Origin of the sequence: Undibacterium sp. SXout20W (assembly GCF_049340285.1) — a bacterium.
GTDB lineage: Bacteria > Pseudomonadota > Gammaproteobacteria > Burkholderiales > Burkholderiaceae_D > Undibacterium.
On record NZ_JBMPPH010000002.1, the window covers coordinates 106,625 to 129,242 of the forward strand.

Consider the following 22,618-nt stretch of genomic DNA (forward strand, 5'->3'; position numbering starts at 1 on the left):
GATTTTGCCGATGCAGAAAAAGATTTTGTACACATCCTGACAATTTAATCGCACTTCGATTTACACTGTATTCCTGTCATTTTTTCATCAGGGGAATACTTTGTTGAGACCCGTTTTTCAGAGTTTATTCGCGGTGTGTGGGTTGCTTTTATGTGTCGCTGCGCAAGCTGAAGTTACGCCATGCCGCTTGCCAGATTTCCCACAGGAACTTCGATGTGGAAAAATCCAACGCCCGCTGAATCCAGACGAACCAGCCGGGAAAAAAATCGATATTCACTATGTAATTTTGCCGTCGCAAGATAAAAATAAATTACAAGACGCCCTATTTTTGCTGGCCGGTGGTCCGGGCCAAAGTGCAATCAATGTAGCCAGTTTTGGTCAGGCTGTACTGAGTCGCTTGAATAAACGCCGCGATATTGTCTTTGTTGATCAGCGCGGAACAGGGCGAAGCGCATCGCTAGCGTGTCCCGAAGTAGAGAACGCAGCAGATGTCGATAATGAAGAGCAGATGTTAAAGAAGACCGATGCGTGCCTGGCGCGTTTAAAGACTCTGCCGTACGGTGATTTACGTTTTTTTAGCACCAGCATTGCGGTGCAGGATCTTGACGCCGTCAGGGTGCAGCAGGGCTACGATAAAATCAATCTGGTTGGGGCTTCTTATGGCACGCGCGTTGGTCTCGAATATTTGCGTCAATTTCCGCGATCAGTGAAACGACTTGTGCTCGATGGCGTGGTACCGCCGGATATGAGTTTGCCAGCCGGTGATGCGCAAGCTGCGTTGGACGGTGTCTTTGGGAGTTGTGTGCAAGAAGCGGCATGCAATGCCAGTTATCCTCAATTGGCTGCTCGCTGGCAACAGTTGTTGGCGAGTATGCCCAAGCGAATCAGTGTTACCCATCCACGTTTGGGAACACCGTTAAATTTTGAACTACGTCGCGATTTATTGTTGAGTTTGGTGCATAAAACTTTGTATTCTGCGTCAAACACGGGGGCGTTACCGTACGTGATTACGCAAGCAGAGCGCGGGAATTATCAACCGCTCATCACGCTGAGTGGTGCCACCAATTTGCCCGGCGCTGGAAGCATTAACTATGGGATGCATTTTTCAGTCTGGTGTTCTGAGGCGTTCGCGCGACCATTGCCCGCCGCCAAAGATGAGTTTGAACAGTTGATGAACCGTATGTATGAACGTACCTGTAAAAATTGGCCACGCGCGAAAATTCCGGATGGATTTTTTACACTCCCTGTTGCGCAATCACCCGTATTGCTGCTGAGTGGCGGTATTGATCCTGTCACGCCGATCAGGCATGGTGCTGCAGTCGCCAAGGCGCTAGGTTCAAATGCAGTGCACGTGACACTCAATAATGCCGGCCACGGTTTGCTGTCACAAGGATGTGTTCGCGATGTGGTGTATCGTTTTTTGAATGCGAAGCAAGATCAAGACGCTTTGCATGTGGATAGTAGTTGTGTGCGGTCAATTCCACGCCCCTTAGCGTGGCAGCCATTGCGCGAAACACAGGAGCAACGGCCATGATTATTGTGAATGATTTGCATAAAAAATTTGTTCGTCACGATAAACCTGGTCTGAAGAGCGTTAGCGACATAGTGCGCTTACTTGGCGTGGGGAAAAAGACCGAGCAAGTGGTGCAAGCAGTGAACGGCGTTAGTTTTACTGCCAGTGATGGTCAGATTACCGGTCTGCTTGGCGCGAACGGTGCGGGCAAGACGACCACCTTACGAATGGTCGCAGCGTTGTTGCAGGCGGATTCTGGTAATGTCATGGTGGACGGCGTCGAGGTACGCGCTGGCGAGTCCTCAACGCAATCTCATATGGGCGTGTTGTCGGATGCACGCGGTCTCTATCCGCGTCTGACGGCCAGAGAAAATATTCATTACTACGGTGTCTTACATGGCTTGACGCCAGAGAAGACCGCGCAGCGCACGCAGCAATTGGCGGATTCGCTGGATATGCGGCATTTACTGGATCGTCGGACAGATGGTTTTAGTCAGGGTGAACGTATGAAGACGGCGTTAGCGCGGGCCCTAGTACATGATCCCAAAAACATTATATTGGATGAACCTACCAACGGACTGGATGTGGTGGCAACCCGCGCCTTACGTGAATTTTTGCGTTGTCTACGCTCTCCTGAGGGCGGTGCTAAATGCATCATTTTTTCTACGCATATCATGCAAGAAGTTGAACGTTTATGTGACGACGTGGTGATCGTCGCACAAGGTCGCAATGTCGCACGCGGAACGGTGGATGAATTGATGCAGCAAGCCCATGAATCGAATTTTGAAGATGCTTTCGTGCAATTAGCATTTTTAGAACAGCAGAAGCCATCGCAAGGGGGACGGTCATGAATGTGTTGTTCGCTATTATCTGGAAAGAATTAAAGGACGCGCTCCGTGATCGGCGCACTTTGATGACGGCATTATTTAGTTCGCTCCTTGGTGTTCCATTGTTATTACTTATATTTTCTACCGTTTTATCACAAGTCGAATCGCAGGAAGAAAAGCGCGTCGTGTTAGCGGTCGGTATGCAATATGCACCGCAGTTAGAAAATTTTATTTTGCGTCAAGGTTATCAAATTAAGACAGCGCCAGTTGATTATGAGGCCAAGTCACGGAGTAAGGAAATTGATCAACCTGTGCTGATCGTTCCGCCAGATTTTGAAAACAAATTGGGTAGTGGCATCAAAGTAAATCTGGAAATTGCTTACGATACTTCTAACCGTACTGCTGAATTTGGTGTGCGTCCGTTGCGGCGCTTGCTTGATAGTTATACCCAGGAACTGACATTGATGGGATTGACGATGCGCGGAATTTCAGCCGAACTTTTGCAACTCGTTGAGGTCAAGGAGCATTATCTGCAAAAGCCGGAAGAGCGAAAGACCTCCGTGACTGAAATGCTGCCGATGATGGTGTTGATGGCGATCGTGATCGGTGGCATGTACTCAGCGATAGACACAACAGCCGGCGAACGGGAGCGTGGCTCGTTGGAGCCATTGATGATGAATCCTGTCAGTGGTTGGCAATTGGCAGTCGGCAAGTGGAGTGCTGTCGCTTTGGTTGGTATGGGGGTGGCAATTTTAACGATTGCGAGTTTTTTCCCGTCGCAATGGATGATTAGAAATGATACTTTACGTGCTGAATTTCAGTTCAGTCTCAAAGACGCATGTGGGTTTTTAGTGGTATTGCTTCCGCTTGCAGCGAGTGTGGCTGCGATGCAGATTGCGGTGGCTTTGGACTGTAAAAGTTATAAAGAAGCTCAGGTCAGAAATCAAATCGTGTCGATGTTCATTCCTTTTGTCTCATTAATACCGATCATGTTTCCCGGACGCGAGCCAGCGTGGTTTCAGTGGATACCGGTGCTGGCACAAAATCAGATGATGAATCAGGTCTTGAAAGGTGAGAGCTTGAATACGCTGGCGGTAACAATAGCCTTGTTAGTTTGTGTCGGCATCACTGGAGTGAGCCTTGCTTACATTGCACAAAAAATGCGTAAAGTCGTGATGAATTAAACTATTTTATAGATACTCCCCCTGTTTCATTGTAAAAATGCCCCATTTATCATTGACAATAAATGGGGTATTTTTAATACTGGGCTGGAGTATATTTTAAAATTTATTTACAGCCGTCGATGTCTAATTAAAACCTGTTCCGTTTGTTGAAAGTATTTGGTGAGTTTTTCTACCATATAGACTGACCTGTGTTGCCCACCGGTACAGCCAATTGCAACAGTGACGTAGCTGCGATTATCTTGTTTAAATGCAGGCAGCCATTTGCTTATAAAAGTCCGGATATCGTTGTACATTTCTTGCGCCATTTCCTGGTTGTCCAGAAAACGCATCACTGGCTGGTCACGTCCGGTGAGTGGGCGCAGCAACGGATCGTAATGCGGATTTGGGATCATGCGTACGTCAAACACCACATCAGCATCTAATGGCACCCCACGTTTGAATGCAAAGGATTCGAACATCAGCGTCAACGGTGAGCGTTGAATTTGTACCACCGCTTTTACCCAGGAGCGCAATTGATTCGCCCGTAAATCGGTTGTATCAATGACGTGCGCTAAGTTTTGTATGCCTGCCAAAATCTCACGTTCTTCTTCGATACATTCAGTCAAACTCAGATCCACATTGGAAGCGAGTTCCATCGCCAGACGATGAGATAGCGGATGGCTACGGCGCGTTTCTGAGAAACGGGCAACCAGTGAATCGGTACTGGCAGTTAAAAATAAGACCCTGACATCATGTCCCTGATCGCGCAGAACCTGCAATGTCTGCGGCAAGTTTGTCAGCAGATGCGCGCTACGTGAGTCGATGGCGATAGCTGTGTTGGTATGATCTTCTTGCGTTAGTGTTTTGATGAGGTCAGGCAAAAGACTTGGCGGCAGATTGTCGACGCAATAATAGCCAGCATCTTCCAAAACATTCAGTGCGACAGATTTGCCAGAGCCAGAGATCCCGGAGATGAGTAATATTTGCATATTAGTCGCCAGCCTCCATTGCGCGGCGCTGTCTTTCCATGAAATCTTCGAGAGTGTTGATGCCACGCAATTGCAATATCGTATTACGTACCGCAGCCTCCAGCAACACCGCAATGTTGCGACCTGCAGCCACGGGGATAACCACTTTGCGAATCGGCAATCCAAGCACATCTTCGGTTTGTGAATCGATCGGCAAGCGCTCGTAATTTTCTTCGAGTGTGCTGCGACGAACCAAATGTACGATCAATTTCAGACGCATTTTGCGACGGACTGCGGTTTCACCGAAAATGGTTTTAATATCGAGCAAACCTAGTCCACGCACTTCCAATAAATTTTGCAATAACTCAGGGCAGCGGCCTTCTATCATGTTTGGTGCGATCCGTGAAAATTCCACCGCATCATCTGCGACCAACCCATGACTACGTGAAATGAGTTCCAGACCCAACTCACTTTTCCCTAACCCAGACTCGCCCGTAATTAAAACACCGACCCCTAAAACATCCATAAACACGCCATGCATGGTGATACTTTGTGCGAGTTTTTTGGACAAATAAACGCGCAGGTAATCGATGACTTGCGCGGAAGGATAAGGGGTCGAAAATAAGGGGATATTATTATCGTCGCAGGTTGTCAGGAATGGGGGTGGTGATTCCAGCCCTTGCGCTACGATCAGCGCAGGTGGACCTCCAGCAACCAATTCACGAATCAAATTGGCGCGCGAGGCATTCGACAAGCGGTTGTAATAGGCGAGCTCTTGATGTCCTAACACTTGTATGCGCCCGGGGTGGATCAGGTTTAAATGACCTACCTGATCAGCGGAAGATGCCGCATCGCCGGTGATTTGCTTGTCAGCACCTGAAAAACCGGCAAACCATCCCAGTTGCATGATGTCACGATTGTCATCGTAGATTTTTTGTATCGTTAATTCAGTGAATAAGGGCATGGCGATAAAGTAAAAATCCCGGGACAGCGAGTATGTTGATCAGGTTGTTGCTGATAAATCCGGGCGCCAGGCGAGAATTTTCTCGTAAATGGCAGTGGGGCTCGGTTCAGAATTGAGTTCGTTGCGGAAATTTTCGTTGGAAAGCATTTCAGCAATTTCAGATAATATCTCAAGATGCTGCTGCGTGACATTGTCCGGCATCAGTAGAAAAATCAATAAATTCACTGGTTGCGCATCTGGTGATTCAAAGGGAATGGCTTCTTTTAGCCTGACAAGCGCGGCAATCGGCGCTTTCAGCCCTTTGATTCGTCCATGCGGCACAGCAACACCATGACCTAAGCCTGTGGAACCTAAACGTTCACGGGCAAATAGATTGTCGGAAACCGTAGAGCGGGCGATGCTGCAATTATTTTCAAACAGCAGGCCAGCCTGTTCAAAAGCACGTTTTTTACTGGAAATTTCCAAATCCAGGAGGACATTGGCTAAAGGAAGAATTTTTGCAATATTGGTCATGGTGCAAGATCTGGTTACAGCAATAAAATGTCATGTGCTGATCTGAGTGAACCAAATTATAGGCTTCTTTTTATTAACTTGTTTAAATAAACATGCTCTTACTGCTGCCTGTTGTTCTGAAGTAGCTTCTCAAATTGGTCCAACGGAAGGGGTTGACTAAAATAGAAACCTTGCATCTCTTGACAACCTGAATCCGTTAAAAAGAACATTTGTTCCGCATTTTCGACGCCTTCTGCGGTAACGCTCATGCCCAGTGCGTTTGCCATCGCTATAATTGCGTGCGTGAGCACCACTGAATCTTGATTGTCTGGAATTTTATGAATAAATGACCGATCAATCTTTAAGTTGTCGATAGGAAACCGCTGCAAATACGATAACGAAGAAAAGCCCGTCCCAAAATCGTCAAGTGAAATGCTGACCCCGAGTCGCTTGATGGCATCGAAGACAGGTAACAATAAGTCTATTTCACCCATCAATAAACCTTCAGTGATTTCTAATTGCAGCGCCGACGGTGGCAAATTGCTTTCTTGCAAGGTGCGCTCGATAAATTTGCTCAAGCTTGGATCTTGAAATTGCTTGGGTGAAATGTTCACACTGACGACGATATCCGGCGCCAAGCCTTTGCGCCAGATGCTCGTTTGGCGACAAACTTGTTCTAATACCCAGCGACCTAAAGGCAGGATTAAGCCGATTTCTTCCGAGATTGGGATGAACTCATTTGGTGGGATCAATCCGACGCCAGGCATTTGCCAACGGATCAGCGCTTCAGCGCCGACAATACGTGAAGTTTGCAGAGAAATTTTAGGTTGATAATAGACCAGAAATTCTTGTTCAGTCAGTGCGCGCCGTAAGTTGGTTTCGAGCGCATAACGATGTTGTGCGCGGACGTTTAACTCGGTCGTGAAGAATTGATAGTTATTCCGTCCTGACTCTTTTGCGTGGTACATCGCGGAATCAGCGCAACGCATCAGCGTTGCCGCATCGTCGCCATCATGCGGGAAGACACTGATGCCGATGGAGGTGCCGAGGTGATATTCGTTCCCTTCGATCGCAAAGGGATCGCGCATCTGCACTAAAACCCGTTCGCCCAGGTCTCGTAAGTATTGCGCATCAGAAATGTTTTCAGCGATGATCACAAACTCGTCGCCCCCCAGACGCGCAAGCAGGTCGGTTGATCTTATGCAGGCGCTCAGTCGCTTTGAAACATCGCGAAGCAATTTGTCACCCGCAGCGTGACCTGCGGTATCGTTCACGTTTTTAAAACGATCGAGATCAAGGAATAATAACGCAACGCGCTGTTGATGCTTTTGTGCGTGCGCTAAGGCCTTGGTTAATCTGAGGTTGAGCTGATGTCGGTTTGGTAATCCAGTCAAGGCATCGTAAGATGCCATAAAGTTGAGTTGCCGCTGAGTTTCACGTACTTCGGTCGTATCGGTAAACGAAATCAAGACAGCAGAAATGGAAGAATTACTTTTCTTGAAAATCGGCAAACAATTGACCAGCAACCAGACAACTGACCCATCGCTGAGTTCTACGCCCGTTGATAAATTCAAAACAGGTGTGCCCGTTTTGAAGACCCGTGATGCAGGGTCTTCACCGAGGTTTACCGTGCGACCGCTTTCGTTAAATATACGTTTGAAATATCGGTGTCTGCGTCCGACATTATCGACATCATCAATTTTTAAAATCCGTAAAGCACTGGGATTGCTCGTGACGATTCGCCCTCCGGGGGCGATCACCATAATGCCTTCAGATAGATTTGTCACCACAGAGCGATAGCGTTCTTCGCTTTCCTCCAGACTTTGTTCCATGTTTTTCTTATCGATCGCCAAACCAATAAGTTCACACGCGTCGACAATCATTGCATGCTCTTCTTCGGTCGGACTATGCGTCTCTTTGGCGTAGACATCGATCGTACCTAACACGCTATTAAAAGCGGTGGTAATTGGCACTGACCAGCATGAACGTAAGCCATGTTCTAGCGCGCTGTCTTTAAACTTTTCCCATAAGGGGCTCAACTCAATGTTTTGTACAATGGTGAGGCGGTTGTAATGAATAGCCGCTGCCCCTGTACAAGTGTTGATGCCGACAGGAATGTTCCGCAATTGAGATGTAAATTCAGTTGGCAAAGAAGGACCGGCACCGAAATTTAAAACGTGGGAACTTTGGTCAAACAAACTGATTGCACACATAGAACCATTGGCAAGCAAATGTTCCATGCGATCACAGACATCTTCCAGAATATGTGACAAGGGCTTGTCTAGGGCAATCATTTCGAGAATTTCTTTCTCGTGATGCAATGCCTCGTTGATGCGATTTGCCTTAATTTTTGTGGCATCAAGTTCTGGCATTTGAATGATTTGCGCCGAGCGATGAGATGGTGCAGGCGCTTCACGCACACTCAATAATATGGCGGACTCTGTGTGATGCTTAAATGCTTTGCTGTGAACTTCGATATCAATCGATAAACCATCAAGACGGATGCATTGAAATTGCAATTGATTCGATGGTTTGTTTGGGTCAGAATTTTCTAGAAGTTGTTTGACGACTTCGTGATGACGTGCAACGAGAAAAGCGTCCGGTTTCAGTCCAAGCAACTGACGCAAGCTGGTGGCTTTCATTAGATGTAAGCCGGCCGGATTGGCATACGCAATACAATTGTCGATTAAAACGTAAAGCGCGTCTGGAAGATGATCTAGTAAGCTTGCGTGCCAGCCATCGTTTATTGCTGGTTCACGGACACTGCTACTCAGTAAAGTAATGGGTGATATCACGAAAACAATCTAAAAAATAAATGTTATTTATCTACGATCTTTTTGCCGTCCAGAAATTATTTTTCCGGACGGCAATCATGGCAAAAAACGCACATGTTCGTCAACACTTAATTTACATTCATGTTAAATTGATATCAATTGACATTAACTGATTGTAAGGTAGGCAAATGCGATAGAAGTTTGTTTCGTCAAAATTTAATTCAAATCGATGCGAACAAATAACAAAAGGACGTCACCGTTACCTTTGTTTTTTGATAAGCGTGGAACATACGATGCCATTAACTTCGTATTTTTGGTTCCTATTGAAGCGACGGGCAGGACGATAGGGAAGGGGAAACCTTTGAAATAATCAGTACGGCTAATGAGCGAATAAGTGTAACCGCCGCCAACTTCAATATTGCCAGCGATGGGTTTCATCCATTGATAGGCATAACCTGCCATCGGTTGCGGTTTGTAATGGGAATCTGAAATTACCATGGCGTAAGCGAGTTCTTCGTTATCTTTTTCATCGCGAATTGCTTTAGTAAAGCCCAGACCCCAGGCATTTTCATTGAGCTCGGCGATCCGTTCAGCTGTATAGGTATTGCGTCCATGATGTGCTAAACCGGATAAATTAAGCGACATATCGCCCTCATCCAGGATTTTTGTCATTTTGCGTTTTGCGCGTTCATACCAACCAGGTTGCTCGCTGCCAGCTTGTGCCAATGGCGCTCCTGTTACTTGTGCCTCAGCGGTTTTTGCACTTGCTGATGCCGCAGTACTATCGACAACGACGCTTGGTGCTGTTTGTGCAATCACAGCATTGGTACTGAGAATGCTTAAAAGTAAGACGGAAATATTAAAAAATCTGCCTAAAGATGGCGTTCGAACGTTCATGATAGTAATTGAAATAAATAGTGGACAAAAAATAAAAGTGAAAAGGCCCAGAGGTTACAAGTTACTGACGTGCATTTCTGCTGTTGTCAGCGCCTTGACCGGTAGAAAAATTACTGCGCCACGGATTGATGTCAAGCCCGCCGCGGCGGGTATAACGTGCATATACAGCGAGTTTTTGCGGTTTGCAGTATTGCATGATATCAACGAAAATCCGTTCTACACATTGTTCGTGGAATTCGTTGTGATTTCGAAAACCGATCAGATAGCGTAACAAACTTTCTTGATCAATTTGTGACCCAACGTAGCGAATTTGTACACTTCCCCAATCTGGTTGTCCTGTCACCAGACAATTTGACTTTAATAAATGCGACAGCAAGGTTTCTTCCACCGGCGCTTCATCGTGATTCGCCCGTAATAATGCTGGATTGGGCGTATAAGAATCGACGTCAATATCAAGCCGATCGAGCAAACGACCTTCTAATTCACGCATCTTCAAATTACCAAAATTTTCCGCCAAACACAGGCTCACATGCACCGAGGCGCCTACAGCTGCGGACAAATCTTTTTTGAGCAATTCAGTCAACGCTTCCGGGCTGGCTAAGCGAGTTTGATTGAAACTATTCAAATAGAGTTTGAATGATTTTGATTCGATAATATTGGCCGATTCAGCGGGCACTGTGATCGTCGCAATGGCGATCTGCGGCTTGCCGCGCAGATTTAACCACGATACTTCATAGGCATTCCAAATATCAACACCAAAAAATGGCAAGCTCGCACCTACGCCGATTTCCGCACGTTTATCCGCACGGGGAATCGGGAACAGCAAAGTGGCGTCATATTCAGCTTTATATGTGGCCACTTTACCGAGTAAAGATTGTTCAGGTGAATTGGTAGAAATAGTGTCTGTCATTGAAATTCTTTAGTAGTGGCTTTTAAATTTAGCCTAAAAATAATTGGTAAACGGGATTCTTACTTTCGTCCCAGTAACGATAGCCGAGCGTGGATAAGAAATCGCGGAACGCTTTCATTTCCTTTTTTGGAACCTGTAGGCCAACCAGCGTGCGACCATAATCTGCGCCATGATTGCGGTAGTGGAACAAACTGATATTCCAGTTCGGTGCCATGCTATTAAGGAAGCGCATCAATGCGCCTGGACGCTCAGGAAATTCAAAACGATACAGCAATTCGTTTTCAGCTAACCTGCTCTTGCCACCGACCAGGTGACGGATATGCAACTTGGCTAATTCATCGTGGGTCAAATCGAGTGTCGGAAAGCCGTGTTTCTCGAAGTTTTTGGCGATTTTGCTTGATTCCAATTTGTCGTTGACTTGGATACCAACAAAAATGTGCGCCGCTTTTTCGTCGCTGATACGGTAGTTAAATTCAGTGACATTGCGCGCGCCGACCAATTCGCAGAAGCGGCGGAAACTGCCGCGTTCTTCAGGTATTGTCACGGCAAAAACGGCCTCACGTGCTTCACCCACTTCGGCGCGTTCAGCGACAAAACGCAAGCGATCAAAGTTCATATTTGCACCACAAGCGATGGTCACCATGGTTTCGTTTTTGAGCGGCTTTTTGTTCGCTTTGGCTTGCTCAATATAGGCTTTGCAACCAGCGACAGCCAATGCTCCCGCTGGTTCTAAGATACTACGGGTATCCTGAAACACATCTTTAATGGCAGCACATACCGCATCCGTATCAACGGTAATGATGTCGTCAACATATAATTTTGCCAGGCGGAAGGTTTCTTCGCCGACGAGTTTGACCGCAGTGCCGTCAGAAAACAAACCGACGTCGTTGAGGGTTACTCTTTTACCGGCTTTAAGACTGCGCGCCATCGCATCGGAGTCAGTCGTTTGCACACCAATGATTTTAATATCTGGTCGTATTGCTTTGACATAAGCAGAGACGCCAGCGATCAAGCCACCGCCACCGATAGCGACAAAAATCGCATGGATAGGCTCAGCATGTTGACGCAAAATTTCCATGCCGACGGTACCTTGGCCAGCGATCACATCAGGATCGTCAAACGGATGGACGAAGGTGAGTTTGCGTTTTTTTTCTAAATCCAGAGCGTGATTGTAAGCATCCGTGTAGGAGTCGCCAAACAAAACGACTTCAACGCGGTCGCCACCGTGCGCACGAACCGCGTCAATTTTGACAGGTGGCGTCGTGGTAGGCATCACGATCACGGCTTTGCAACCCACCTTTTTTGCACTTAATGCCACGCCTTGCGCGTGATTGCCCGCCGACGCACAAATGACGCCGCGCTTTAATTGCGCTGGTGTCAGATGAGCGATTTTATTGTAGGCACCACGTATTTTAAAGCTGAACACACTTTGCATGTCTTCACGCTTGTACATAATTCGATTATCCATGCGGGCTGACAGGCTGGCGGCAAATTCCAGCGGAGTTTCAGTTGCTACGTCATAGACGCGCGCGGTCAGGATCTTTTTCAGATAATCGGTGCTCATAAGCTTTATAAGTGAGATGAAATAATAGTTGAGATTTAATAGTTGAGATTTTTTTACAGTTTTACAGCAAACAATCACAGCGTGATAACACGATCTCGTCGACCAAAGTAATGATTTTGCCATCACTTTGGCTTGTACTCATGCTCCTTCAGTTAATTGATAGATTAACTTTACATTCATTAACGACCATTGTTTATTAGTAAGTTCATCACTAATTTCGTGGAACATCGGCAGCCTATTATAATGGATGCCCTTTACGCATAGATTAGTAATACATGATAGAAGCTGCAATCCATTGGTTATTCACCGTTTTAGCGGTGCCAGAAGTCGGTTTAATATCCGTTTTTCTAATTAGTTTTATATCGGCAACACTTATCCCTCTTGGCTCAGAACCTGCCGTTTTTGCGGTCATAAAAGCTAATCCCGGTTTATTCTGGTCAGTGCTGATTGTCGCGACGATAGGCAATACGCTCGGCGGCGTCGTTGACTATGCGATGGGCTACGCCGCAAAGCAGGCGTTTAATCGGGAGCGCGAGAGTTTTTGGTTTTCCTGGCTAAAGCATTTTGGCGCCAAAACCATGTTGTTAGGCTGGCTACCGATCATTGGCGACCCTATTTGTACGTTGGCGGGTTGGCTACGGCTGCCGTTTTGGCCCAGTGTTGCGTACATGGCGATTGGTAAATTTTTACGCTATATCACCATGACTTATCTTTTGCTCCGGGTCCCTGATGGGTTTTGGCACAGAGTGGCTGACTTATTGGCATAAATTGACATGAATTTGCATGAATTTGCATGAATTTGCCCATTGATGTCAAAAATGAAATTCTTGTAGTCAAGATGTCTTAATCCTTCTTTATAATTTTTCGACCCGCTGTCAGCCTCCAATTTTTGAGCTGACGGAGCGCCAGACGAATTAAATAATCAAATGTCGAATAAAGCATTATTCAATGGCTCGGATAAGTCGTCTGGATCTGACGTTTTCATTCCATTTCATTTTTGAGGATTAAGGACATGCAACAAGCAAAAACTCCACGTCGTGGTTTTATTCAAAGCATGATCGCTACTGCTGCCGGTGTAACGTTGACATCATCAGCGATGGCCAAGCCAACTGATGTTAAGACAGTCACGTTGGATAATGCGAAATGGTCTCCACGTAACCACGATCTGGTTGCCGCATTGATCGCTAAACACGGTATCGCCAGCAAAACATATTCCGCTAAACGTAAGCCATATGCGGTGTTTGACTGGGATAACACCAGCATCATGAATGACTGCGAAGAAGCTTTATTGATGTATCAAATCAATAATCTGGCATTCAAACTGACACCCGCTGAATTCGCTGCGATTATTCGTCAAAATGTTCCTGCTGGTAACTTCTCAGCAGACTACAAAAACGCCGCAGGCACGATCGTTGATCTGAATAGCTTGTGTGCCGATCTGGATAGCGATTACGCTTTCTTGCATGCGAATTACAAAGGTTTAGCCGGTAGCATGAGTCTGGCGCAAATTACTGAAACACCGCAATTCCAGGATTTCCGTTCTAAATTGTATTTCATGTATGAAGCAGTCAATGATACGCATGGCGTTAATGTTGGTTATCCATGGGTGATCTACTTCTTTGCCAACATGACCGTCGGCGAAGTGGCTCAACTGGCCGAAGCGTCAAATGATATTAATTTGGGTATGGGGCTGTCGAAAGTTAAATATACCAGCCCAGCCTCATTGCCGGGTAAAGCTGGTGTGGTGACGACTGCCCATTTTCATGGCATCCGTTTGTGCACAGAAGTGGCAACTTTGATGGATACTTTCCGTCAAAATGGCTTTGATGTCTATGTCAGTACCGCATCCTTAGAGCACGTCGTCGGCGTATTCGCGTCCAATCCTAAGTACGGTTACCATGTACCACGTGAAAATGTCCTTGGTTTGCGTTTGGAACAAGACGGCGACGTATTGAAAAATGCTTATCGCAAAGATTGGCCATTAAATTGGGGTCCAGGTAAGTCTGCCGTTATCAAGCGTGAGTTGGTTGCTAGCAAAGGCTACGGTCCTGTGTTCGTTGCTGGTGATAGCGATGGCGATTACGACATGTTGCGGGATTTCCAAGACACAGAACTTGGTCTGATTGTAAATCGTCTGAAAAAAGGCAAGATCGGTGAACTGTCGAAATTGGCAGCAGACAGCATCAAAGAAGCGCATCCACGCTTTGCGTTGCAAGGTCGCCAAGAGTCAACAGGCAATTGGTTGCCAGTAGAAACAACCTTAAAATACGGTAAAAACACACCGTCCTTAGTTGGCTAAACCAGCCAGGTCATTTCGATTCGAGAAAATTCTGGTGCAATGATGTCTGATCTAATCTGATCTGATCGGATTTGGTGTTTTTTATTAAGCGCTAATCCGATAAAAATTGTTTATTTTTTAAAGATCAAGACGTCATTGCATTAAGAAAATTCATGGATTGCTTAGTCGTGCCGCAACAAAAATGTCCTACAATGGCGGCTTGATTTCAACGCAAGGAAGTTACTATGGCCGTCAATTCCCCACTCCCTGTCGCTGCTGACTTAAAACCAGTGGCGGGTATTCGTCTCGGACACGCCGAGGCAGGTATTCGTAAAGCGAATCGTAAAGATGTTTTGGTCATGGAGTTAGCGCCTACGGCGACAGTGGCTGGCGTATTTACCACTAACCGCTTTTGTGCCGCACCAGTACAGGTGTGTAAAGCCCATCTGGAAGGCCTGCATATCACATCGGGTCCGATTCGTGCCGTGGTTGTTAATACGGGTAATGCTAATGCTGGGACGGGTGATGCAGGTCTGGCGGCAGCAAATGCAACGTGTGCTGCCTTAGCGGATTTACTTGGTTGCGAAGCGGCGCAGATATTGCCATTTTCTACAGGCGTCATTTTGGAACCTTTGCCGGTAGATCGTTTGATCGCTGGTCTGCCACAAGCAATTGCCAATCTGAAAGAGGACAATTGGTTCCTGGCGGCTGAATCCATCATGACGACAGATACCCAACCAAAGGCTGCATCTGCAACCGTGCAAGTTGGAGAACATACTGTCACCATGACTGGCATCAGTAAAGGTGCTGGCATGATTAAGCCAAACATGGCGACGATGTTAGGTTATCTCGCTTTGGATGCCAAAGTGGCGCAACCAGTTTTAGATCACCTGATTAAGCAAGCGGCAGATAAATCGTTTAACTGCATCACGATTGATGGTGACACCTCGACCAATGATTCGTTTATCCTGATCGCTACCGGCGCCGGAAGCCTTGAAGTGAACGATATTGATACCCCCGAATATGCAATTCTGTCCAAAGCAGTGATCGATTTGTCGCAGAAATTGGCGCACATGATTATTCGTGATGGCGAAGGTGCCACCAAGTTTATCTCTATCGCAGTAGAACAAGGGCGGGATCTGGAAGAGTGTCGCAAAATTGCGTATTCCATCGCTCATTCGCCATTAGTTAAAACAGCATTTTTTGCTTCTGATCCAAACTTAGGTCGTATTCTGGCGGCAATTGGTTACGCAGGGGTTGGTGATCTTGATGTCAGCAAATTAGACTTGTATCTGGATGACGTGTTGGTCGCTAAAAACGGTGGCCGTAATCCTGATTATCGAGAAGAAGACGGACAGCGTGTGATGAAGCAAAGTGAAATCACGATCCGCGTTAAGTTGGGTCGCGGCGATGCTGAGACAACAGTCTGGACGTGCGATTTATCGCATGATTATGTGTCGATTAATGCTGATTACCGCTCGTAATCACCATTACCATAACCATTGCCATAACCATTGCTATGACCCAGCTTGATCATTTTTTAGAACGTGCCGAGCACGTGTTAAATCGCTTGGAAGCATTGTTGCCAGGTTCTATTTCAGCGCCTGATTGGCATTTGGGTCATGCATTTCGTTGGCGCAAGCGCGGTGGTCAAGGTTATTTGCAGGCGGTCCGTCATGCTGCTGTAATTGGACTTGACGACTTACACAATATTAGTCAACAAAAAAAGCAAATAGAACAAAATACGCTGCAATTTGTCCATGGAAAACCAGCTAATAATGTTTTGCTGACCGGCGCCCGCGGTACCGGTAAATCGTCATTGATAAAAGCCTGCCTGAATCAATTTTCAGGGCAGGGCTTACGTTTAATCGAAGTCGATAAGGCGGATCTGGCAGACCTGCCAGATATCGTTGATTTAATCGCCGAGCGACCCGAACGCTTCATTATTTTTTGTGATGATCTGTCCTTTGAAGAAGGTGAAGCTGGCTACAAGGCTTTAAAAGTCGCGCTCGATGGCAGTATTGCTGCACAATCAGAAAATGTGCTGATCTACGCCACTTCCAATCGCCGACATTTAATGCCTGAAAAAATGTCAGACAATGCCAGTTATCATCACGCGGATGATGGAGATTTACATCCCGGCGAAACAGTGGAAGAAAAAATTTCTCTGTCTGAACGTTTTGGTTTGTGGGTTTCGTTCTATCCATTCAAGCAAGATGACTATCTGGATATCGTGGCGCACTGGCTGCGTAGTTTTTCTTGCACTGAAGAACAAATTTCTGCTGCACGTGGAGATGCCTTGCGTTGGGCACTACAAAGGGGCTCACGTTCAGGACGTGTAGCATGGCAGTTTGCGCGAGACTATGCCGGTAAATTGATGGATCAAACCCATGCATGAAATTGCAGCAAAAGAGATCAAGCCAGTAGACGTCGCGGTTGGTATTTTGATGAAGCCCAATGGCGATGTTTTACTTGGTCAGCGCCCTTCAGGCAAACCTTATGAAGGTTATTGGGAATTTCCTGGCGGTAAAGTTGAATCTGGCGAAGCAATTTTGGACGCTTTGAAACGAGAATTTGTTGAAGAACTCGGCATCCGAATTCTGAGCGCGGAACCATGGTGCGGCGTTGAGCATGTCTATCCACACGCGCATGTGCGCTTGCACTTCTACATTAGTCGTGAATGGCAGGGTGAACCACAAAGCCTGGAAGGGCAAGCATTTGCGTGGCAAGGTGAGGTGGGAGTCTCGCCCTTGTTACCAGCGACGATTCCTTTATTGGAGTGGCTGGGTTTGTTGCAACGCGACGTCGGTACCGTGCTTGCTTAACGTTTTGGGGCGAAAATCGGCGACAATCGGCGACAATCGGCGAAAATCGGTGATTGCGACGTAGCGCTTTTTGTATAAAGTACAGATTAAAGTACCAATAATGTACAGATTTTGCCCAAACTTGGTGGACTGCAGCCGCCCCGTTTAAAGCTGTCCATCGCCGAATTTGGCACTTCTATGCCATCCTCATTGTGTCTTATTAATGCAACTCCCTCCGTAGTTTTACTTATTGCTTGAAACTTTTCAGGCTGCGACTATCCTTATTCATTTTAATTCTGATATGTATTCAAAGTGATACAGTGTATTATTTTCCGCACACCGTGTTTTTTTTAATACGGTCTAGAGTGGAAACTCGGAAATTAATGGTCGTACAATGAAAACCGCTGTATTGAATTTCGTACAGTTTGGCGCCGACTTCAGAGTGAATTTTTTCTAAGTCATTGAATTTGTTAAATAAATATTAGTGGCACGAGCATTGCTAGGAGAGAAGAAACTTTTCTCTATAGCGATGGAGTGCTAAAAACTATGCAACAAATAGCAGAAAGAACTGGAGCTGTGCTGCGGATCGACTTGCAGGCAGTTCGATTTAACTACCGATTACTGCGCGATCGTTTGAGCTCAGCTCTGTGTGGTGCGGCGGTAAAGGCAGATGCCTATGGCTTGGGGGCAGGAGAAGTCGCCAGAGTGTTATACGAAGAAGGCTGTCGTCATTTCTTCGTCGCACATCTCGAAGAGGCGATTGCCTTACGTCCTGGATTGCCTATCGATGCACATTTGATTGTGATGCATGGCTCTCCAGTTGGATGCGAAGCGGAATTTATTGAACATGGTTGTATGCCTGTGCTCAATAGCTTAGCGCAAATTCAAGATTGGTCTGCGCTGGCGCGGCGACATGAAAAGGCGTTGCCCGCGATAGTCCAATTTGATACTGGTATGGCACGGATGGGGCTGTCGCCGCAAGAAGTCCAGGTTTTACAGAATGACCCAGAAGTTTGCCGTGGAATTGATGTGCAATACGTGATGAGCCATCTCGCTTGTGCCGAAGATCAGGCGAATCCGATGAATCGTCAGCAGTTGGAGAAGTTTCAGACTTTACGTGCTTTGTTTCCATTGAGTAAAGCAAGTCTGGCTAATTCTTCAGGTATTTTATTGGGGGAAGAGTTCCATTTTGATCTTGCACGCCCGGGTGCTGCGTTGTATGGCGTTGCACCGGTAGCCGGTCAGAAAAATCCTTTACGTGCTGTAGCGTATTTACAGGGACGTATTATCCAGACGCGCGAAATTCCGGCTGGAACGGGTGTTGGTTATGGTTCGACATGGCGCAGTCAGGAAACAAGTCGCATTGCGACGATTGCTGTTGGCTATGCTGATGGTTGGTTACGCAGTTTAAGTAACCGAGGGGTGGCGCATATTGGAGGTTATGCAGCGCCGATGGTGGGGAATGTGTCGATGGACACAATTACGTTGGATGTGACAAAGATCGCGCCAACATTATTGCAACCGGGGACATTAGTTGATTTGATGTCGGCAACGAATACGGTGGATGACGTCGCAAATAAAGCGAACACGATTGGTTACGAAATTTTGACCAGTTTGGGTGCGCGTTATCACCGCGAATATTCAGACCAGATATCGACCGAATAGTCTTGCATTAAAAAAATACCCAACCTCAATTATCAGCATTCACAGAACAAGCAAATCAGGAGAATCAAAATGAAAGTTATCATCCTTGGCGCAGGCGTTATCGGAACAGCATCAGCCTATTTCTTAGCAAAAGCCGGTCATGAAGTCACAGTCATCGAACGTCAACCAGGCGCAGCCTTAGAAACGAGCTACGCTAATGCAGGTGAAGTCTCACCTGGCTACTCAGCGCCTTGGGCGGGACCTGGTGTGCCAATGAAGGCGGTTAAATGGTTGATGATGAAACATAGCCCACTCGCAATTCGCCCTACCTTTGATCTGAACACTTGGCGTTGGGTGACGCAAATGTTATTAAACTGCACAAGCGCTCGCTACGAGACCAATAAAGGTCGGATGCTCCGCATGGCGGAATACAGTCGTGACGTACTGCAACAATTACGCGCAGATACCGGTATTGCCTACGATGAACGCACACAAGGCACGCTGCAATTATTCCGTAATCAGGCGCAATTGGATGGTGCGCAGGCAGATATTGAGATTCTGAATCGTTACGACGTGCCCTACGAAACCTTGGATAAAGCCGGTTGCTTGAAAGTTGAACCTGCATTAAAAAATGTTCAGGATAAATTTGTCGGCGCTTTACGCTTGCCTGGCGACGAAACCGGTGACTGCTTCAAATTCACCCAAAATTTAGCCAAATTGGCCGAAGGCTTGGGGGTGCAATTTAAATATGGCGTCAGTATTGAACGGCTGGTACATGAAGGCGACAAAATTACGTCAGTCATTACTTCTGAAGGTGAATTGACCGCGGATAGTTATGTGTTGGCGCTCGGTAGCTATTCACCGATCATCCTGCGTGAACTGGGTATCAAGATCCCGGTTTATCCGATCAAAGGCTACTCAATTACTGTACCGATTACCGATGCACAACGCGCACCGGAATCAACGGTGATGGATGAAACTTACAAAGTGGCTATCACACGGCTTGGTGACCGCATTCGCGTCGGTGGCACCGCCGAAATCACAGGTTACAACCTGGATTTGCGCAAAGATCGCCGCGATACTTTGGAATTCTCAGTCACTGACTTGTTCCCGGGTGGTGGTGACGTGAGTAAGGCTGAATTCTGGACTGGCTTGCGTCCTATGACGCCAGACGGTACTCCAGTGGTTGGCCCTACTCCTTATCGTAATTTATTCCTGAACACAGGACATGGCACCTTAGGGTGGACCATGGCTTGCGGTTCAGGGCAATTCATTGCCGATCTTGTTTCAGGCAAGCGTCCGGCAATTTCTACTGAAGGTTTATATATGGACCGATACGGCAGCATGAATCGTCCAATCATTGTCCCCAAGGAGTTGGCATGAGCCAGTTTGAACAATTGCTATCCTCAACCCAGGTATTTGCAGATGCCAATCTGAATACCCGTTTTTATACCGCTATTGAGATTTTGGCGCAAACCATGATGGTGATGCCGCGGGCGACCACGGTCGACAATCTGGCCGTGGCAACCGGTAAAACGCCGCGGGTAATACGTGCGATTTTGACGACTTTAAGCAAAGACGGCTTGGTCGGGCGTGATGCCAAAGATAAAGATGCCTGGCATTGTCGCGATTGCAATGGCATTATCACTTTGGCAGATGTTTATCGCTGCTTCGCTGATGCTGAAGAGCGGGCAATGGCCAAGGCTGCTAAAGTAGCGGCAAGCAACCATGCCGGCGATGTGAATGAAGTGGAAACAGACGTAAATCCATCGCGTAGTTCAAGCCAACACAGCGTTGATTTGCTGATGATGCAAGTTAAAATGACGGTCAATCGTGCGGTCGTCCAGCAATTACAGCAATTTGACCTGAGCCGCTTGCGCGGTCTGGCAACAACGGCTGCTTTTCGCAGTCAATACGCACGCCCCAGAGGCTATATACCAGAGCCTTACTGAATCATTCCTGTAACGATAAAGCTACTCAATGCGCATTAATATCCAGTTTAAGGATCGGGTTGGAATCGCTCACGAAATTTTAGCTGTGTTAGCGAAGCGCGGTTTGAACGTCGTTGCGGTGGAAGTAGATCCACCGCATATCTACATTGATAGCCCCGAATTACTGGAATATATGCTGCCAGCTTTGCAGGCAGATTGTTTATTGGTCAAGGGCGTTGGCGAGATTCAGATTCTTGATGTGCTGCCTGGTATCCGGCGGCGCTTGCACCTTGATACCGTGATGGCCGCAATGGAAGACCCCGTCATTGCCATTGACCGTGATGGCCGCGTCATGGTGGCGAATGCCGCCGCCGCCGCGGTGGCGGGTACTGATGAAGCAGGCATATGCAGCCTGACCTTGAGCCAAATTCTGGACGATGCCGATATTCAAAACGAACTTATTGGTGCAGGTTTTCGACTTCCAAGTCGTGAAGTCACTCTCAATGGCGAACCATTTTTCATGGAAGTCACGCCATTGTCGGAACCGCTGATCCTTGAATTCGCCTCGTCTGAGCGCTCGGTCGGCGCTGTACTCAGTTTCCATACGCCAGCCCGAATTGGTGGGCGCTTACATGCGTTACAAAATTCTGTGGGTAATGGATTTGATCCGATTGTCGGTGAATCTGAGCAAATCCGTGCATTGAAAGTGAAGGCAGCACGAGTTTCAGTGGTTGATACCCCACTTTTGATTACCGGTGAAACTGGGACTGGAAAAGAATTGCTCGCGCAGGCATGCCACGGCATGAGCCCAAGAGCCAATGCGCCATTTTTGGAGCTCAATTGCGCAGCTTTGCCTGAGAGCCTCGCCGAGAGTGAATTATTCGGCTATATGTCTGGTGCCTTTACGGGAGCCCAGCGCGGTGGTAAACCAGGTTTGTTTGAGATGGCGGATGGTGGCACAGTATTTCTCGATGAAATTGGTGAAATGTCTCTGTATTTGCAGGCCAAACTCTTGCGCTTTTTGAATGATGGTAAATTTCGGCGTATTGGTGGTGACAAAGAAGTACAGGTCAACGTGCGTATCATCAGCGCGACCCATCGCAATTTACGTAAAATGGTACAAGAAGGCTTATTTCGCGAGGACTTGTTCTATCGATTAAATGTGTTGCATCTGGAAGTGCCAGCTTTACGGGATCGCCCTGATGATATTTTGCCTTTAGCGCGTCATTTTATCGAGCGCGCGTGTACCCAATTGCAAAAAACAGTTTGTCGATTGAACTCGTCGGCGTGTGCTGTACTGGTGTCGAATCGCTGGCCAGGAAATGTCCGTCAATTGCAGAATGTCATATTTCGGGCAATTACGATGTCCGATCAACGAGTATTAGATGCAGCAGATCTCGATTGGGCTGAGGGTAGTATCAGTGCTGACGAGGTAAATCTGGATACGACTGAGAATTGGGAGCTATCAGTCAATGCGTTTGAGCAATCCCTGCTGGAACGGCTTTATCCGCAGTATCCTTCAAGTCGTAAACTAGCGGCACGCTTGCAAACATCGCATTCGATGATTGCAACAAAGTTACGCAAGTATGGGATTCCGGGAAAACGCTAAAAGCGAGTTCAGTCCAAGATCTGAACGCTCTATATAGTCATATATGTAGGAATAAACTGATCGGAGTGGGTCTGAATCAGACTTAATGTAAGTCTTCACTTTCAGGATCTTCTGGCAAATTGACAGCAGGAATGGTGTATTTTTCTTCCGCCCAGGCACCCAAGTCTATTTGTTTGCAGCGTTCAGAGCAAAATGGACGAAAGCGGTTTTCAGTGATCCACTCTACTTTACTATTGCAGGTCGGACAGTTTACAAAGGTAGCCATTTTCAGGTGCTTCAG

General features: G+C 46.9%; 20 protein-coding genes. 12 read left to right on the plus strand and 8 right to left on the minus strand.

Annotated features, from left to right (window positions below):
* Positions 1–100: 100 nt before the first annotated feature.
* The 3 genes from ACO0K1_RS02130 to ACO0K1_RS02140 are packed head-to-tail and all read left to right on the plus strand — an operon-like array spanning position 101 to position 3,524.
* Positions 101–1,534 (plus strand): alpha/beta hydrolase, encoded by a 1,434-nt coding sequence (locus tag ACO0K1_RS02130; RefSeq protein WP_423022209.1) that lies wholly within the window; start codon positions 101–103, stop codon positions 1,532–1,534.
* Complete coding sequence (locus ACO0K1_RS02135; protein ID WP_423022211.1) at positions 1,531–2,364, plus strand: ATP-binding cassette domain-containing protein; 834 nt, start codon at positions 1,531–1,533, stop codon at positions 2,362–2,364. Before ACO0K1_RS02130 ends, ACO0K1_RS02135 begins: the two co-directional genes overlap by 4 nt.
* The gene (locus ACO0K1_RS02140) at positions 2,361–3,524 is read left to right on the plus strand and encodes an ABC transporter permease (RefSeq protein WP_423022213.1); all 1,164 of its coding nucleotides are present in this window, start codon (positions 2,361–2,363) and stop codon (positions 3,522–3,524) included. The genes ACO0K1_RS02135 and ACO0K1_RS02140 overlap by 4 nt, the downstream gene beginning before the upstream one ends.
* 107 nt (positions 3,525–3,631) lie before the next feature.
* Here the strand turns inward: ACO0K1_RS02140 and rapZ are convergent, their stop codons facing one another.
* The 7 genes from rapZ to ilvA form a co-directional block, all read right to left on the minus strand.
* On the minus strand, positions 3,632–4,492 hold the full coding sequence (gene rapZ, locus ACO0K1_RS02145; RefSeq protein WP_423022215.1) for an RNase adapter RapZ: 861 nt from the start codon (positions 4,490–4,492) through the stop codon (positions 3,632–3,634).
* A 1-nt stretch (position 4,493) separates the two neighbouring features.
* A complete protein-coding gene (gene hprK / locus ACO0K1_RS02150) occupies positions 4,494–5,435 on the minus strand; it encodes an HPr(Ser) kinase/phosphatase (RefSeq protein WP_423022217.1) in 942 nt (313 codons plus the stop codon).
* 39 nt (positions 5,436–5,474) lie between these two features.
* Positions 5,475–5,948 carry a PTS sugar transporter subunit IIA gene (locus tag ACO0K1_RS02155; RefSeq protein WP_423022219.1) on the minus strand — a complete coding sequence of 158 codons (474 nt, stop codon included), beginning with the start codon at positions 5,946–5,948 and terminating at the stop codon, positions 5,475–5,477.
* Between the two features lie 98 nt (positions 5,949–6,046).
* The gene (locus ACO0K1_RS02160; RefSeq protein WP_423022221.1) at positions 6,047–8,722 is read right to left on the minus strand and encodes an EAL domain-containing protein; all 2,676 of its coding nucleotides are present in this window, start codon (positions 8,720–8,722) and stop codon (positions 6,047–6,049) included.
* Between the two features lie 195 nt (positions 8,723–8,917).
* Positions 8,918–9,598, minus strand: coding sequence for a hypothetical protein (locus tag ACO0K1_RS02165; protein WP_423022223.1), 681 nt, complete (start codon positions 9,596–9,598; stop codon positions 8,918–8,920).
* A 61-nt stretch (positions 9,599–9,659) separates the two neighbouring features.
* Positions 9,660–10,508, minus strand: a complete 849-nt coding sequence (queF, locus tag ACO0K1_RS02170) for an NADPH-dependent 7-cyano-7-deazaguanine reductase QueF (protein ID WP_423022225.1) — start codon at positions 10,506–10,508, stop codon at positions 9,660–9,662.
* Between the two features lie 28 nt (positions 10,509–10,536).
* The gene (gene ilvA / locus ACO0K1_RS02175; protein ID WP_423022227.1) at positions 10,537–12,072 is read right to left on the minus strand and encodes a threonine ammonia-lyase, biosynthetic; all 1,536 of its coding nucleotides are present in this window, start codon (positions 12,070–12,072) and stop codon (positions 10,537–10,539) included.
* Between the two features lie 275 nt (positions 12,073–12,347).
* Between ilvA and ACO0K1_RS02180 the strand changes: the two genes are divergently transcribed.
* The 9 genes from ACO0K1_RS02180 (at position 12,348) to ACO0K1_RS02220 (ending at position 22,338) form a co-directional block, all read left to right on the plus strand.
* Positions 12,348–12,839 carry a YqaA family protein gene (locus ACO0K1_RS02180; protein WP_423022229.1) on the plus strand — a complete coding sequence of 164 codons (492 nt, stop codon included), beginning with the start codon at positions 12,348–12,350 and terminating at the stop codon, positions 12,837–12,839.
* Between the two features lie 245 nt (positions 12,840–13,084).
* On the plus strand, positions 13,085–14,371 hold the full coding sequence (locus ACO0K1_RS02185) for an HAD family hydrolase (RefSeq protein ID WP_423022231.1): 1,287 nt from the start codon (positions 13,085–13,087) through the stop codon (positions 14,369–14,371).
* 224 nt (positions 14,372–14,595) lie between these two features.
* A complete protein-coding gene (gene argJ / locus ACO0K1_RS02190; RefSeq protein WP_423022233.1) occupies positions 14,596–15,834 on the plus strand; it encodes a bifunctional glutamate N-acetyltransferase/amino-acid acetyltransferase ArgJ in 1,239 nt (412 codons plus the stop codon).
* A 35-nt stretch (positions 15,835–15,869) separates the two neighbouring features.
* Positions 15,870–16,748 carry an ATP-binding protein gene (locus tag ACO0K1_RS02195; RefSeq protein ID WP_423022235.1) on the plus strand — a complete coding sequence of 293 codons (879 nt, stop codon included), beginning with the start codon at positions 15,870–15,872 and terminating at the stop codon, positions 16,746–16,748.
* On the plus strand, positions 16,741–17,175 hold the full coding sequence (locus tag ACO0K1_RS02200; RefSeq protein WP_423022237.1) for an NUDIX domain-containing protein: 435 nt from the start codon (positions 16,741–16,743) through the stop codon (positions 17,173–17,175). The genes ACO0K1_RS02195 and ACO0K1_RS02200 overlap by 8 nt, the downstream gene beginning before the upstream one ends.
* A 525-nt stretch (positions 17,176–17,700) precedes the next feature.
* Positions 17,701–18,819, plus strand: a complete 1,119-nt coding sequence (gene alr, locus ACO0K1_RS02205; protein ID WP_423022239.1) for an alanine racemase — start codon at positions 17,701–17,703, stop codon at positions 18,817–18,819.
* Between the two features lie 69 nt (positions 18,820–18,888).
* Positions 18,889–20,181 carry a D-amino acid dehydrogenase gene (locus ACO0K1_RS02210; RefSeq protein WP_423022241.1) on the plus strand — a complete coding sequence of 431 codons (1,293 nt, stop codon included), beginning with the start codon at positions 18,889–18,891 and terminating at the stop codon, positions 20,179–20,181.
* Positions 20,178–20,750 (plus strand): hypothetical protein, encoded by a 573-nt coding sequence (locus ACO0K1_RS02215; RefSeq protein ID WP_423022243.1) that lies wholly within the window; start codon positions 20,178–20,180, stop codon positions 20,748–20,750. Before ACO0K1_RS02210 ends, ACO0K1_RS02215 begins: the two co-directional genes overlap by 4 nt.
* A 28-nt stretch (positions 20,751–20,778) precedes the next feature.
* Positions 20,779–22,338 (plus strand): sigma-54-dependent transcriptional regulator, encoded by a 1,560-nt coding sequence (locus ACO0K1_RS02220; protein WP_423022244.1) that lies wholly within the window; start codon positions 20,779–20,781, stop codon positions 22,336–22,338.
* A gap of 82 nt (positions 22,339–22,420) precedes the next feature.
* Here the strand turns inward: ACO0K1_RS02220 and ACO0K1_RS02225 are convergent, their stop codons facing one another.
* Positions 22,421–22,603, minus strand: a complete 183-nt coding sequence (locus tag ACO0K1_RS02225; RefSeq protein WP_423022246.1) for a DNA gyrase inhibitor YacG — start codon at positions 22,601–22,603, stop codon at positions 22,421–22,423.
* Positions 22,604–22,618 lie beyond the last annotated feature (15 nt).

Coding starts and splice junctions, on each gene's coding strand:
- ACO0K1_RS02135 (WP_423022211.1), top strand. CDS start 1,531: ATGATTATTGTGAATGATTTGCATAAAAAATTTGTTCGTCACGATAAA.
- ACO0K1_RS02140 (WP_423022213.1), top strand. CDS start 2,361: ATGAATGTGTTGTTCGCTATTATCTGGAAAGAATTAAAGGACGCGCTC.
- rapZ (WP_423022215.1), bottom strand. CDS start 4,492: ATGCAAATATTACTCATCTCCGGGATCTCTGGCTCTGGCAAATCTGTC.
- hprK (WP_423022217.1), bottom strand. CDS start 5,435: ATGCCCTTATTCACTGAATTAACGATACAAAAAATCTACGATGACAAT.
- ACO0K1_RS02155 (WP_423022219.1), bottom strand. CDS start 5,948: ATGACCAATATTGCAAAAATTCTTCCTTTAGCCAATGTCCTCCTGGAT.
- ACO0K1_RS02165 (WP_423022223.1), bottom strand. CDS start 9,598: ATGAACGTTCGAACGCCATCTTTAGGCAGATTTTTTAATATTTCCGTC.
- queF (WP_423022225.1), bottom strand. CDS start 10,508: ATGACAGACACTATTTCTACCAATTCACCTGAACAATCTTTACTCGGT.
- ilvA (WP_423022227.1), bottom strand. CDS start 12,072: ATGAGCACCGATTATCTGAAAAAGATCCTGACCGCGCGCGTCTATGAC.
- ACO0K1_RS02180 (WP_423022229.1), top strand. CDS start 12,348: ATGATAGAAGCTGCAATCCATTGGTTATTCACCGTTTTAGCGGTGCCA.
- ACO0K1_RS02185 (WP_423022231.1), top strand. CDS start 13,085: ATGCAACAAGCAAAAACTCCACGTCGTGGTTTTATTCAAAGCATGATC.
- argJ (WP_423022233.1), top strand. CDS start 14,596: ATGGCCGTCAATTCCCCACTCCCTGTCGCTGCTGACTTAAAACCAGTG.
- ACO0K1_RS02195 (WP_423022235.1), top strand. CDS start 15,870: ATGACCCAGCTTGATCATTTTTTAGAACGTGCCGAGCACGTGTTAAAT.
- ACO0K1_RS02200 (WP_423022237.1), top strand. CDS start 16,741: ATGCATGAAATTGCAGCAAAAGAGATCAAGCCAGTAGACGTCGCGGTT.
- alr (WP_423022239.1), top strand. CDS start 17,701: ATGCAACAAATAGCAGAAAGAACTGGAGCTGTGCTGCGGATCGACTTG.
- ACO0K1_RS02210 (WP_423022241.1), top strand. CDS start 18,889: ATGAAAGTTATCATCCTTGGCGCAGGCGTTATCGGAACAGCATCAGCC.
- ACO0K1_RS02215 (WP_423022243.1), top strand. CDS start 20,178: ATGAGCCAGTTTGAACAATTGCTATCCTCAACCCAGGTATTTGCAGAT.
- ACO0K1_RS02220 (WP_423022244.1), top strand. CDS start 20,779: ATGCGCATTAATATCCAGTTTAAGGATCGGGTTGGAATCGCTCACGAA.
- ACO0K1_RS02225 (WP_423022246.1), bottom strand. CDS start 22,603: ATGGCTACCTTTGTAAACTGTCCGACCTGCAATAGTAAAGTAGAGTGG.